This is a genomic window from Polymorphobacter sp. PAMC 29334, from assembly GCF_019431245.1.
Lineage (GTDB): Bacteria > Pseudomonadota > Alphaproteobacteria > Sphingomonadales > Sphingomonadaceae > Polymorphobacter_B > Polymorphobacter_B megasporae.
This window is the reverse complement of record NZ_CP080243.1, coordinates 3,113,755-3,126,505: the sequence shown is the minus strand read 5'-3', so window position 1 is coordinate 3,126,505 and position 12,751 is coordinate 3,113,755. Positions and strand designations below refer to the sequence as shown.

The following is a 12,751-nucleotide window of genomic DNA, read 5'->3' as shown; positions in this document are numbered from 1 at the left end:
CGATCCGGCCAGCTATTCTCCCTCTGTGGCGGAACGACTAGATTACCTGCGACAAGCCCGACGGCGAAACCGCCGGGCAGGCGGACGCGCAATCATGGCGACACAGCCGAGTTTCTTCATCCCGCACGGCGGCGGACCGTGCTTTTTCATGCCCGATCCGTCGGGCACCTGGACCGGCATGAGCGCTTTCCTGCGCGGCCTGTCCGGCACCCTCGCCGAGCAGCCGACGGCGATCATCGTCGTGTCGGGACATTGGGAAACCGACGGTTTCGCCTTCACCGGCACCGAGCACCCGACGCTCATCTACGACTATGGCGGGTTCCCGCCCGAGACGTACCGGCTGCGCTACGATGTGCCCGGTGCTCCCGGCCTCGCGCGCCGCGCCGCGCAATTACTTCGCGATGCCGGCCTTGCTGCGAACGTCGATCCGGCGCGCGGTCTCGATCACGGCGTCTTCGTGCCGCTCAAGGTCGCGTTTCCCGATGCCGATATCCCGTTGATCGAGATGTCGGTCGACCGCACTCTCGACCCGGAACTTCACATCGCCGCGGGGAAGGCGCTTGCGCATCTTCGCGACGAGGGCGTGCTGATCCTCGGGTCAGGCATGAGCTTCCACAACATGCGCGGCTACGGCGATCCGCGCGCGACGGCGCCGTCGCAGGCGTTCGACGCATGGCTGACCGCCGCGGTCGAACAGCCCGGTGCGGCGAGGGCGACGGCGCTGAACGCATGGGCCGATGCTCCCTCGGGCCGCTTCTCGCATCCGCAGGCTGAGCATTTGCTGCCGCTCATGGTCGCCGCCGGGACATCGCAGGCGGCAGGCGCGCGCGTCTACAGCGAGCTCGTGCTCAAGACCGCAATCTCCGCCTTCCGCTTCGACTGACGGCCGTGCGCCGAACCCGGCACGAACGTGCCGGGATGAACTGCAGACTTTTACTCTCTGAGATAATTGGAGCGGGCGAAGGGAATCGAACCCTCGTCGTAAGCTTGGGAAGCTTCTGCTCTACCATTGAGCTACGCCCGCATTTCAAAGGCATGTCGCCTTCAGCACGATCATGTTGCAACGTGTTTTGCAAAATGTTCCGGCCGTTTATACCGTCAATTCGTCGGGTGACAAGGCGATGCCTCGGCGTTTATCCGCTCGATGCCGCCAATCGCTCTCCGATCGAGACGACGACGCGCATACCGTCGACGTATACGCGGAGGATATATGCCACGCGCGCGGTGACCATCTCACGATTCCAGCAATTTCGGCTTCGGTCAGGCCTGCCGGGCAGAGCTTGGTCACGAATGTCCTGGGTAGTCGTGTAGATGCTTATCGAAGCCGATGCTCGTCAGAGCATCAGCGAAACTGCTGCTGAACCCGTCGCCAGACGGCGCTCAGATTGACGTATGCGCTTTCGGGCAGCCATAGCCGCTCGCACGCAGATGGAGCAGGCGGGGGCGGGCAACGATCGCGATGTGCGGTCGGAGCTACTATTTCCGTCGATCTTCGAGGCTGTTGATTGCGACGGTAACGATTGCGCGGCGTACTAAGCATGATTGCTAACGCCTCATGGATCAGGCTGTTGGTGTTATCGCCGACGGATCGGCGCGCATCAGTAGCCAGCGCGCAAGGCGTTTGTCGGCAGGGTAGCGGGCAAAAGCGATCGCTGACGTCGCCATCTGGAGGGTAATACCCCGACGTATTTCCGATGGAACGGGCAATTCACCGGTCGAGCGACATAAGACACTTTGCACCCGCCGCCCGGATATGGCCGTTCTGCGATTACCGGAAATAAATCCGGATTGGGAAGGAAGTCATCATGGCAGCAGCAAGCCACACGAAGGCCGCCGAGCATCACGAAGCGGCAGCCAAGTCGCACAAGGCGGCCGCAACGAAGCACACGTCGGGCAGCCACGACGAGGCCCATGCTGAGTCGACCAAGGCCCATGGGCATTCGGACGCGGCCCACAAGTCCTCGACCGAAGCTCACGGTAAGAGCGCCGCTACCGCAAAAAAGTAGCACGGTCATTCTTGGAGCGGCGGCGTCACCCGACGCCGCCGCTCTCTTATGCGACGTCGCTGGACGAAACATCCGCGTCAGGTCGGTGTTTCGGACGAGGTGAGGGGTCTCGTCACGCTCAGTAAATAAGCGGTGTCGGCAATGGCCAGCTACGAAGTCACGAAATACACAGCTGTCGTATTGTTTGCGCCCAATCTGCTCAATCGGGCTTTCGTTGGCCCAATTGGTGAGATGCCCGTACGCTGCAAACCGAATATCTTGGCCAAATACGCCAGACGAGTGTAGTCACGCCGCCATGTCGATCTAAAATTCTTAAGGTATCGACCGGCGCGCAAATTGCTTTCAATACCAAGCGCGAGGACGCGGCCACACCGCAGCGCAGCAACTTGGAATTGGTTGTGCTTTCTATCCGCGATGAGTTGGCAACTCATGAATCCGCCTTAGCCGAGGACCGGCGATACCCGAAATGCAGCCGCCGCAGGCTCGAAGACGTGTCAGCCCGCCTTTGTACCTAGCGCGGCTGACCCCGGCTTATTCCAAGAAACGTGACAATGCGGCTGAGCAGGTTGCCGTGGACGTCGAGCGGCTCACACGTCCGCGCCGCGGTGTCGCGGTCGAGAAGCGCTAGCCCGCGCTCGACCGACCGTTCAAGGGCCGCGCTCAATTCGGGGTTATCGCGGAGGAGACCCTCGAGGACGGACTTCGGCAGCTCGAGCGCGCTCGCCTTGGTCAGCGCTTTCGCCCCAACCGGGCGCGGCTCGCCGCTCATCATGCTGATCTCGCCGAGATACTCGCCCGGTCCGATTTTGCCATAGACGTGCGACGGGCAGGCTGCGGTGTGGCTTGCGATCTCGAAGATTCCCGAATTGACGACGAACAGCGACGACCCGACGCCGCCTTGTTCGAACAGCACTGCGCCGGGTTCGAGTATGTGGTGATGGAGCCCCGCGGCGAGGACGCCGAGCTGGGTGTCGTCGAGCGATTCGAAGAGTTCGATGCTCCCGAGCAGGGCTTTATCGGTCGGCTGCGCTCCGTCCTGGATACCGGCGTGGCGGAACAGACGGCGAGTTTGGCGGAGCAACTCGCTTCGGGCCAATGTCATCGCGCTGGTCGAAGCGACGAAGTAATTGACCCCGAGCATCGTGGTCCGCGTGCCAATATATTTGACGAAGACGCTTGGCGTCGGGGTGTCCAACAGGCTCGGACAGAGCATGATCGCCTGGCGCACCAGCTCGATCAGGTGCTCGGAACGCGCTTGCGACAGCGTCGGAATATCGAGCGAAACGGCGCGGCGGGCGGTCGGAACGCTGCGGTTAATGATCTGGCTGCGCGCGACGATACTGTTGGGGATGATCGCGACATCCTCACCGTCGGTCTGGATGCGGATCGATCGCCAATTCATCTCGACGACGATGCCCTCGGCGTGATCGGCCAGCGTGATCCGGTCGCCGACGTGGAACGGCTGCTCCAGTCCGACCGCCACGCCCGAGAACACGTCGGCCAACGTATTCTGCAAAGCCAGTCCCAATACGATCGCGATGACGCCCGACGTTGCCAGTAGTCCTTTGATCGGTAGGCCCAGAACCGAATTCAGGATTATCAAGATTGCAGTCAGATAGATCGCGCCGGCCAAAAGATCTGAAAACAGCCGAGCGTGCTTCGATCGCGCGTCATGACCGAGACCGAGCGTCGTTAGTATCGCGATCGCACGCGCCGCGACGAGCCACCAAACGACCGCGAGTGCGCGCAGAAGTGGAGCGTCGGCGTTCCGCGTAAAAGCGAGGTTCCCCGGCAGAGGGCTCAGACCGCGACTGAGGAGCAGGCCGCCGATGAGTCCCAGCAGCACGACTTCGGTGCCGAGCTTTATGGCGGTCGAGCGGGTGCGCACCACGATGACGCAAATGAGCGTCGCTACGAGCAAAATCGCCGGTGCAAGCGCTAGCCCAAGCGGCATCCCCATCCCCCAGTTTGTTCAAAAAGGTCGGTCGCGGTCGGCTGATCTCAATCGTGTACATCGCGCCGATCAAGCAAGCCACTGGGCATGCGGTCGAACCACGTCAGGAGATGATTGATCGCGGAAGCGATGTCGCTGTTCTGACCCGTGGCATGAAACCAACGAATCGGGCAGAAAATAACGATCGAAGCAGAACTTAAAGCGTGCCGTGAGCAAGATTGGCAGGAAGAAGCGCAGTTGTTCATACTGCGCACTAAAGGAATATTTGCGTGATCCGGAGACTCGATGACGACGAGGTGGTTTGCCAGCACGGTATACGAGTATCGCTTAGCGACCTTGTACCGGTAGATTCCACCTTCCTTCAAGGCCCCCGTGCACCAGCTGGGCTGTAAGGCTTTTAACGCACTACTCAATCTTGAGTTGACTGAATTATGATCTTGAATGCTGGCCGCCCGGCATCACGCTCCTCGCTGCCCGAATCTGTTGCAACTCAATTGCACAAGTGGGAACGAAGCCGACGCCTTCAGTGAGCGCCGCAGACATGTGCCACTTCGAAAGTTCCCGGTGAGTATTTCGAGCCTCGAATGATGTCGCCGTCTCGACATTTCCTAAATGCGCCGATGCGCGTTGAACATGATAATCGAAGCGGTTCTCAAGCATCATGTTGCCAACCCTTATAATTAGCGGTTGGTTAAGATACGGCGTGCTCGCAGACAAGGTTATTTAAAGGTTAATGACTAGCTGCCATTCGGGTCGGGACGACTACGCGAAGGTTCTGGCCGTCCGGACGGGCAGCGGGTTTTGCGCTGGGGGGCGATACACCCTCCGCTGCTGCGGCGTGGTCAAAATGAAGATCGGTGACCTCGTCAGTGGTGGCCAGTTTCGCAGCCTGACGATGGTTGTCCGAAAAAAGACCGGCAGACCGGTCCAGTTCGAGATTGTCGAGCTGGCAAGGACAACATTAATCAAGTGGCTCGAGCTGAGAGTGATATGCTAACAGCCACCGTGCGTTCGAGGAGCCGACCATCTTTCAGTCTATGCCGATCAGCGCCGCGACCAAAACCGAGTTCTACGCCGACCTCGCCGCGCAGTTGCGCGGCCTGCTCGGTGACGAGACGGATCCGGTCGCCAACGCGGCCAATACGGCAGCGCTCATCTTTATGAGCCTGCCCGACCTCAACTGGGCGGGCTTCTACTTCCTGCGCGGCGGTGAACTGGTCGTCGGGCCGTTTCAGGGCAAGCCGGCGTGCGTCCGCATCGCACTCGGCCGCGGGGTGTGCGGAACGGCGGCGGCGGAGCGCCGGACGATCGTCGTCGCCGACGTCCACGCCTTTCCCGGTCACATCGCCTGCGATGCGGCATCGCGGTCCGAGATCGTCGTGCCGCTGATACGCGAAAACGTGCTGATCGGCGTCCTCGACCTCGACAGTCCGCTGCCCGGCCGCTTCGACGACGATGACCGCGCCGGCATCGAGCGGCTGGCAGCGATCTATTGCCGGCAGCCCGCTGGATGAACAAGGCGTGGCTGCTCACCCAGGGTCTTTGCCAGCGTTGACGCGGCGGTCACCTGAGCCGACACAGATGTCATAGCCCGGCGGGCTGATCTGGGGAGGAGCGGCAGTGGCGACAGCGATCGACGCATGGGATCAGCGCGATGCGGCGGCAATGCGTACCGCGCTCGACCTCCAGCGCGCGGCGTTTACGGGCGAGTTGCCGGTATCCGCCGCGATCCGCACCGACCGACTTCGCCGCGCCGAGGCGCTGCTGATCGACAATCAGGACGCGCTGGTCGCGGCAATCTCCGAGGACTTCGGCCACCGTTCGACCGAGATGTCGCTGATGACCGACATCATGTCGTCGGTGAAGCCGCTGCGCCACGCGACCAAGCATCTCGCCGCGTGGATGAAACCCGAGAAGCGCAGCCTCGACTTTCCGCTTGGCCTGCTCGGCGCGCGGGCCCGCGTCGAATTTCAGCCAAAGGGCGTCGTTGGCATCATTTCGCCGTGGAATTTCCCGGTCAATCTGACCTTTGGACCGCTCGCCGGTGTTTTGGCGGCGGGTAACCGGGCGATGATCAAGCCGTCGGAGTACACGCCGGCGACGTCGACATTAATGGCGTCGCTGATCGCTGCCGCTTTCGACCCGGCCGAGGTGACGGTCGTCACCGGCGGCCCGGCGGCGGGCAAGGCCTTCGCCGAACTGCCGTTCGACCATCTCGTCTTCACCGGCGGCACAGCGGTCGGTCGGCATGTCATGGCAGCGGCGGCGGCAAACCTCGTGCCGCTGACGCTCGAGCTCGGCGGCAAGTCGCCGACGATCGTCTCGCGCTCGGCCGACGTCGCACGCGCAACCGACCGGATCGCGCTCGGCAAGATGATGAACGCCGGGCAGATCTGCCTCGCGCCCGACTACCTGCTCGTGCCGCGCGAGCACGAGGATGCCGTCGTCGCCGGCTTGCAGAGCTCGGTTGCGGCGATGTACCCGACGTTGCTCGCCAACCCCGACTATACCTCGGTTCTCGGCGCCCGCCACCGCGAGCGGCTCGAGGCGCACGTCGCCGACGCCCGGGCCAAGGGTGCCGAGGTCATCGTCGTCAATCCCGGAAACGAGGACTTCGCCGCGCAGAACGGCAACAAGATGCCGCTCCATATCCTGCGTCGGGTCGACGACAGCATGACCGTGATGCAGGAAGAAATCTTCGGTCCGCTGCTGCCGATCGTGCCGTACGACACGATCGACGAGGCGATCGACCGGATCAACCGCCGCGACCGGCCACTCGGACTTTACTGGTTCGGCGACGATACAGGTGAGCAGCGGCGCGTGCTCGACCGGACGATCTCGGGCGGGGTGACGATCAACGACGTTGTGTTTCACGTCTCGGCTGAGGATCTGCCGTTCGGCGGCGTTGGCCCGGCCGGAATGGGCAGCTACCACGGCCACGACGGCTTCCGCGCGTTCAGCCACGCCAAGGCAATCTACGCGCAGCCGAAGATCGATCTTGCCAAGCTCGCGGGGTTCAAGCCGCCGTACGGCGACAAGACACGTAAGGCTCTTGCGCGCGAGTTGACTCGCCGTCGATAGATCTCCGTCGCGCTGGATTCCTAAATTGCGAGGATCTTCAAAAGCATTCTACAGTTAGAAATCCTCGCTCCCGCCGGGCATGGGTCACTTGCCGCAAGTAAACTCCGGCAAGGAGAAGCGGGCGTCCATCGTAAAATGTCGATCCGTCAGCGAATTCAAGAATGCTACGATCTGCATCACCTGCGCGTCGCGCAGATCGCTCGTCCGCGGATGCAGGCGAACGGCATCGGCAATCGTCTTCGCCGAGCCGTCGTGAAAATAGGGGCCTGTCAGTTCGACGTTGCGTAAGCTGGGCGTCCGGAAGCGCCCCACGTCTTCCGTCCGTCGCGTGATTTCGCCGAGACCCGCGTCCGGCCCCGGCGTCGATCGCATCCGATGAAATTTCTGGTCGGTGAGCAGCGGCCCAGAATGGCATGACCGGCAGTGGCGATCGAACAGAGCGCTGCCGGCAACCGCCTCGGACGGCATTGCCGTCCGACCGCCGCGACCATTGGCATCATAAGCGGTGTCGAAGGAGACCAGCGTCCGCTCGAACGCGGCCAGCGCTTTGGCGACATGCTCGAAATCGATCGTCCCATCGCCGGGAAAGGCGTTGGCGAACATCGCTGGATAGCAACTGTCCGTGCTCAATCGCCGGGCAATCTCGGCATCCTGGCCCGCCATGCCCATCTCGACCGGTGCCGTCCCGGTGACAGGAATTGCGGCCTGCGCTTCGAGCGATCCGATCCGGGGATCACCCCACGTCAGTGGCCGCAGCCATGCGACGTTCGCGAGCCCCGGCACGTTGCGGCGTCCGGGGTCGCCATGGACGCCCGCATGCGCCGCATTGCCGTCGGCGAACGCGCGATGCTGTTCGTGGCATGTCGCGCACGCCATGGTGCCGTCGACCGAAAGGTCGGCATCATAGAATAGCCGCCGGCCGAGCTCGACCTTTGCTGCCGACATCGGATTGCCCGAAGACACGCGCGGCGGCCGGAGCCCCGCTGGCGATCGCCAGTCCCACGACGGCGCCGCGGCCATCAGGATCAGCGCGGCGATCGCCAGTCCGAGCCGGCGCGCCATCGCTGTCAGGGCAGCTTCGCGACGAGAACCGGGATTCGCGCCTCGCCGTTACCTGCGACCTGCAGGATGTACGATCCCGGCTGCAGCGCGAAATCCACCATCTTGCGGATGCCCGAGCAATTCGGTCCATGGCCGTGCCCGACCGACTCGAGCGACGTCTTGTCCTTGATGAGATCGACCCATGCGCCCGACCCGATGGCGACGCGGTAGGTGCCGGCGGTGGCGATGACGAGACCTGTCATGCCACCATGGCTGACCGATCCGCCGGGATGCGACGGACGGACGACGTATTGCACCGCCGGTGTGCCGGCGAGCGCGAGATCGACGGCAACGCCGGGCACGAGATTGGCTTGCCCGACCGATGCCGCATCGTTTGCCGCAGTCATCGGCGTCCTGTTGCTCCAGCCGGCGAGACCCGCTGGGATCGGCTCGGCGTCCCTCGGGCAGACCGGCGTCACCATCGGCATTCCCTGCGCCAAGGCAGGCACCGCGAGACTGGCTAACACAGAAAATACGAGCACCTTCATCATTCACCGATCCATTCCTGTGGCTATATTCATCTATATACAGCCCGTAATATTCCACCATATACAACGCCTGGTTCGCGGGCGACAGCGATCCGTATGGGGGACACATGCGTCGCTATCTGGTTGCGACCGTGGCCGCGCTATTGCCCGCAATGGCCTACGCGCAGACCTCGGTGCCCACTGTCGCGGCGACGCCTGCAGCCGAAGACAGCGCCTTTGGGCTCGGGCAGATCGTAATCACCGGCCATCGCGCCGAGGGCGTATCGATCGGCGGCGACACGATCGGGCAGGAGGCGATCTACAGCTTCAACCGGCTCGGCCTCGACGACGCAGCGAGCCTGATCCCGGGCGTAACCTCGGGCAACAGCGGCGGGTCGCGCAACGAGCGGCTGATCTTTGTGCGCGGCTTCAACCGCTTCCAGGTGCCGCTCACCGTCGACGGCATCCGAGTCTATCTGCCCGCCGACAACCGCCTCGACTACGGCCGCTTCCTGACTCCCGACATCGCCGAAATTCAGGTCGCCAAGGGGTATGTCTCGGTGCTCAACGGCCCCGACGGCATGGGCGGCGCGATCAACCTCGTCACCCGCAAGCCGACCAAGGAACTGGAAGGGGGAGGGTCCGGTGGGTCGCAAGATCAGGATCGAGATGGCCGGGCTGCGCTACGGACGCCTCGTTGGGATCGAGTTTTCGCATAGCGGCGGGCATGCGTATTGGCTCTTCGCCTGCGACTGCGGCAACGAGACGGTCGCCGACGGGACCGCCGTACGCGCGGCACGACAGCCAGCTGCGGTTGCCTCACCGCGAGATCTCGGCGGCGCGGTTGCTCAAGCACGGCTATCGTGCCGCCGGCAATTACGATGGACCCCAGCGATCAGACTCAACCGGCACTTCGCTTATGTTCTCGGATTGTCCATTTTGGCCGGTCAATTGGGATGACGGTGCGCCCAGTCCTGGCCGAGGGCGGCGACGCGAAGCTTGTCGCACGGAGCATCGGGCGCAACATCGCCGCGGTCGGCGTCGCTGTGCACCTTCAAGCTCTTCAGCACGTCGCCGACGCGGCCGAGCAGGCTCCGCTTCGGCGCCGAGTGGTCAACCGGCACGACGTCGAAGGTCGCCTTCGCCAGCGTGCCACCGATATGAATTGGCACCGTCGACTGAATGACGTCCGGGTGCTTCGATCGCCCCCGCAATGTCAGCGCCAGCGTCTCGTCGGGCAGGCGCAGCGTGCCTTCGCCGTCGGCGCGCATGACCATAGTGTCTAGAATTAAGTCGCGCGCCGTGAACACGCCATCGCGAGCGACAAAGCGAGCGTCGATGCAGCGGATCGGCGTGAGGCGATCGCTGTCACCGCTGATAGCGAGGCCAAGCCCGCGAACGACGTCGCCGGCGGCGAGGGTCGCCACCTTATCGTCTATCCCGCCACCACGGCCCGACAGGTCGAGCGTCCCGCTTCCCCGGCCAAGCGCGGCACGCACGGTGTCGCCGCTACCGTGCAGGCGGATGCGGCCATCGACCGGCACGGTCGCGCGTTGCGGAGGAATGTTAAACAGATCCTCAATCCGCGCGCCGACCAGGTCGAGGGTCGCTGTCAGCTTCGGGCTGCCGCGGCGGTGATCGACGACAATGTCGCCGGTCAGCATGCCGTGGGTCAAGCGCGCCGTCAGCGGCTTCACCACCAGCCGGCGGTGGTCCATCACCAGCGTCGCATCGAGGGCGACAAACGGGCTCGGGCTCTTGCTCAGCAACTTTCCCGCATGGAAACGAATAACGCCGTCGGTCTGACCGAGCTTCTCGAAGTGGATTGCGGTAGCCGGCACGATCCGCTTGCCGATACGTGCCTCTTCGGCCTTGCCACGAGCGAGCTGCTCGTCGGAGGCGAGGTCGTCGAAGTCAAATGCGTTTGCTGTCACCGCGCCGTCGAGCAGGCTCCGGCTCTGCCGCCGCTTGACGCTCAATCGGCCGGCGAGGTCGGACCGCCCGATCGTCCCGGTAAGATCGGTGATCGTCCAGTCGTAATCGTTGTGACGAACGGTAGCGGTAAGGGCGAACGCTTGGGTCGCCGGTACGCCAGCCTCGATAATGTCATCGAGATCGATAAGATCGTGGCCGTGTGTCGTGAGCCGCACCGTGAAGTGGCTGGCGTCAAGCGCATGATCCATCGTTCCGCGCCCGACGATGTTCACGAGTGGCGACGCGATTTCGACGGCAAACGGATAGCGCGTCATCGGATCGATCCGCTCGAGCGCGCCGCCGTGTGCTGTCACTCGCAGCGGCTGACCGCGCTGTGTGCCGGCGCCGATGATGGCCAGGCCGTGGCTATCGGAGGCGATGGTCGCGGTGATGTCGACGTGACGCTTGAGATCGTGCAGCCGAACCATGGTGTGAGCGATGCCGAGATGGCGCAGACGCAGCGGCGTCGCGGGGCGAGGCTCGCCGCCAACGGCGCGGCTCGGCTCGCCGGCCCAATTCGATCGACCGGAGGCGTCGCGCACCAGCGCCACTTGCGCTCCGTCGATATCGAGCGACAGCGGAACGAGATGGCCGCGGAAAAGGTCGGCGACGGCGAAGCTGATACGGGCGTCGGCGATTGTCGCCATATCGCCTGGACCCGCCCACGTTGGCTGCGCAATCCGGATGCCTTCGAGGCGGACGATAGGCGAGAGCGAGAAGGTGTTGAGCCGGGCCATGCCGGCGATCGTCACCCGCCGGCCAAAAGCATTCGACGCCGCCCGTTCGACCGGACTGCGGACCCAGTTCAACGGCAGTACGGCGACGACGACAAGCGGAATGAAAACGACAGCAGCGACTGCGGCGGCGGCCAACGCCCAACGACGGCGAGACAAAATGTTCGTGACGTATCCGCTCCTTGAGGCTTGGGCTAATCAACGACTGTCGGCGCGCCGATCGGTTCCGCCGTGTCCGATCGCCGTCACGTTTGAGACAACGCCCGACCGGTCGACCAGCAGCCGCCAACGAGTCAGATCGATCTTGGCAGTCGTGGACGGGAAACTGGCGCGCTGCGTCGAGAGAGCCGCACCCAGACGTTCGCGGCGCCATCGCCGCGTCCCGAAACCAGGCGTTCATATACGTCACAAGTGTGGGGATAGCTCCAGCTGGCCTCATAACGGCGCAAGAACTGTAAAAACGGTCCGACAGCTGTTGACCTATTCCTGCGCGATTGCTGCCCCCCCCTGAGCACGACGGTTGCGCGCGAATTGTTGAAACCTGCCGTTCGCACATAGTCGAGCGCGGTCCGCCCGTTGCGATCCCGGGAATGGACGTTTGCACCGCCCCTTATAAGTGTCGTTTTGCATCATCTCGAATTGCGCGAACCCGGCATGAGCGCGCGCGGTCTTTAACAACGCCAATTGGAGTTCGCGATAGGCCGCCAATACGGGCCTGCCATGATCGGTTACAACAGCGCCGCGCCGCGCCCGCCGGCCGTCACGTCGACCAGCTCCTTGTCGAAACACCGGTTCATCCCGTCGACCTGAAGCCACGTGTAGCGATAGCTCATACCAAGCGCCCGGCCGGCGGCGGAGATCGAGCCGTGCGCCGATATGGCGTCGAGCAGGTCGGCCTTGCCCGGTCCCATGGCGCGCTCGCTGCCGCAGATCAGCTGCGGTTTGAGCTTCAACGCGCCAACCCGGGGAACCACTTACTTGCCGATCAGGACGTCGCTGGCCTTGACGATCACGGTGACGTCATCGCCTTCGGCGAGGCCGAGGTCGGCGACGGCTTCCTCGGTGATGCTCGAGGTGACGACGTTCCCGCCGCCGATGTCGATCTTGACCGTGGCATTGACCGCGCCCGGTGTCACCGAGACGATCCTGCCCCTGATCTGATTGCGCGCACTGATCTTCATGTTGGTCTCCTCTGGTGCGCCTATATCATCACTTCCTGTCGAGAAGGAGCCGTTGCTGCCGCAACGACGGCACTATGCTTCCGGCGACGGTATCCGAAACTGTTAGGCGGCTACCGGCCATTTCGTGTCGACAGGCCGCACCCCATTGGCCGCAAACCGTACGTTGGCCTGCAATCCCGACGAATTTTTGCGCCTAGTCGACGAAAGCCGCTTTTCGGCTCTAAGAGCGCTTTGCGAGGCGGATCGATCGTAG

General features: G+C 63.4%; 10 protein-coding genes, 1 tRNA gene and 1 pseudogene. 5 read left to right on the top strand and 7 right to left on the bottom strand.

Features of this window, described 5'->3' with window-relative positions:
* Window positions 1-94 precede the first annotated feature (94 nt).
* Window positions 95-883: a class III extradiol ring-cleavage dioxygenase gene (locus tag KZX46_RS18490; RefSeq protein ID WP_219775200.1), complete on the top strand. Its 789-nt coding sequence runs from the start codon at window positions 95-97 to the stop codon at window positions 881-883.
* Window positions 884-950: 67 nt separating this feature from the next.
* Here the strand turns inward: KZX46_RS18490 and KZX46_RS18485 are convergent.
* Window positions 951-1,024, bottom strand: a tRNA-Gly gene (locus tag KZX46_RS18485).
* A 781-nt stretch (window positions 1,025-1,805) separates the two neighbouring features.
* Between KZX46_RS18485 and KZX46_RS18480 the strand changes: the two genes are divergently transcribed.
* Window positions 1,806-2,006, top strand: coding sequence for a hypothetical protein (locus tag KZX46_RS18480; protein WP_216709328.1), 201 nt, complete (start codon window positions 1,806-1,808; stop codon window positions 2,004-2,006).
* Window positions 2,007-2,517: 511 nt separating this feature from the next.
* On the opposite strand, the gene KZX46_RS18475 is transcribed toward KZX46_RS18480, so the two are convergent.
* Window positions 2,518-3,960, bottom strand: a complete 1,443-nt coding sequence (locus KZX46_RS18475) for a mechanosensitive ion channel family protein (protein WP_219775199.1) — start codon at window positions 3,958-3,960, stop codon at window positions 2,518-2,520.
* 1,037 nt (window positions 3,961-4,997) lie between these two features.
* On the opposite strand from KZX46_RS18475, the gene KZX46_RS18470 reads away from it, so the two are divergent.
* On the top strand, window positions 4,998-5,474 hold the full coding sequence (locus KZX46_RS18470) for a GAF domain-containing protein (RefSeq protein WP_219775198.1): 477 nt from the start codon (window positions 4,998-5,000) through the stop codon (window positions 5,472-5,474).
* A gap of 151 nt (window positions 5,475-5,625) precedes the next feature.
* Window positions 5,626-7,041, top strand: a complete 1,416-nt coding sequence (locus tag KZX46_RS18465) for a coniferyl aldehyde dehydrogenase (RefSeq protein ID WP_219777089.1) — start codon at window positions 5,626-5,628, stop codon at window positions 7,039-7,041.
* Between the two features lie 84 nt (window positions 7,042-7,125).
* Here the strand turns inward: KZX46_RS18465 and KZX46_RS18460 are convergent, their stop codons facing one another.
* Both KZX46_RS18460 and KZX46_RS18455 read right to left on the bottom strand, forming a co-directional pair.
* Entirely contained in the window at window positions 7,126-8,103 is a 978-nt protein-coding gene (locus tag KZX46_RS18460; RefSeq protein WP_219775197.1) for a cytochrome-c peroxidase, read from the bottom strand.
* A 5-nt stretch (window positions 8,104-8,108) separates the two neighbouring features.
* Window positions 8,109-8,633 carry a homogentisate 1,2-dioxygenase gene (locus KZX46_RS18455; RefSeq protein WP_216709967.1) on the bottom strand — a complete coding sequence of 175 codons (525 nt, stop codon included), beginning with the start codon at window positions 8,631-8,633 and terminating at the stop codon, window positions 8,109-8,111.
* A gap of 104 nt (window positions 8,634-8,737) precedes the next feature.
* Here KZX46_RS18455 and KZX46_RS18450 point away from each other — a divergent pair, with 104 nt between their 5' ends.
* Window positions 8,738-9,328 (top strand): TonB-dependent siderophore receptor, encoded by a 591-nt coding sequence (locus KZX46_RS18450; protein WP_219775196.1) that lies wholly within the window; start codon window positions 8,738-8,740, stop codon window positions 9,326-9,328.
* Between the two features lie 228 nt (window positions 9,329-9,556).
* On the opposite strand, the gene KZX46_RS18445 is transcribed toward KZX46_RS18450, so the two are convergent.
* The 3 genes and pseudogenes from KZX46_RS18445 to KZX46_RS18435 all read right to left on the bottom strand — a co-directional run bounded on the left by KZX46_RS18445 (window position 9,557) and on the right by KZX46_RS18435 (window position 12,498).
* Window positions 9,557-11,476 carry an AsmA family protein gene (locus tag KZX46_RS18445; RefSeq protein ID WP_219775195.1) on the bottom strand — a complete coding sequence of 640 codons (1,920 nt, stop codon included), beginning with the start codon at window positions 11,474-11,476 and terminating at the stop codon, window positions 9,557-9,559.
* Between the two features lie 504 nt (window positions 11,477-11,980).
* Window positions 11,981-12,228, bottom strand: a pseudogene (locus KZX46_RS23030) (winged helix-turn-helix domain-containing protein); the annotation flags it as partial.
* Window positions 12,229-12,291: 63 nt separating this feature from the next.
* Entirely contained in the window at window positions 12,292-12,498 is a 207-nt protein-coding gene (locus KZX46_RS18435) for a molybdopterin-binding protein (RefSeq protein ID WP_219775194.1), read from the bottom strand.
* Between the last annotated feature and the right edge of the window lie 253 nt (window positions 12,499-12,751).

Coding starts and splice junctions, on each gene's coding strand:
- KZX46_RS18490 (WP_219775200.1), top strand. CDS start 95: ATGGCGACACAGCCGAGTTTCTTCATCCCGCACGGCGGCGGACCGTGC.
- KZX46_RS18480 (WP_216709328.1), top strand. CDS start 1,806: ATGGCAGCAGCAAGCCACACGAAGGCCGCCGAGCATCACGAAGCGGCA.
- KZX46_RS18475 (WP_219775199.1), bottom strand. CDS start 3,960: ATGCCGCTTGGGCTAGCGCTTGCACCGGCGATTTTGCTCGTAGCGACG.
- KZX46_RS18470 (WP_219775198.1), top strand. CDS start 4,998: ATGCCGATCAGCGCCGCGACCAAAACCGAGTTCTACGCCGACCTCGCC.
- KZX46_RS18465 (WP_219777089.1), top strand. CDS start 5,626: ATGCGTACCGCGCTCGACCTCCAGCGCGCGGCGTTTACGGGCGAGTTG.
- KZX46_RS18460 (WP_219775197.1), bottom strand. CDS start 8,103: ATGGCGCGCCGGCTCGGACTGGCGATCGCCGCGCTGATCCTGATGGCC.
- KZX46_RS18455 (WP_216709967.1), bottom strand. CDS start 8,633: ATGATGAAGGTGCTCGTATTTTCTGTGTTAGCCAGTCTCGCGGTGCCT.
- KZX46_RS18450 (WP_219775196.1), top strand. CDS start 8,738: ATGCGTCGCTATCTGGTTGCGACCGTGGCCGCGCTATTGCCCGCAATG.
- KZX46_RS18435 (WP_219775194.1), bottom strand. CDS start 12,498: ATGAAGATCAGTGCGCGCAATCAGATCAGGGGCAGGATCGTCTCGGTG.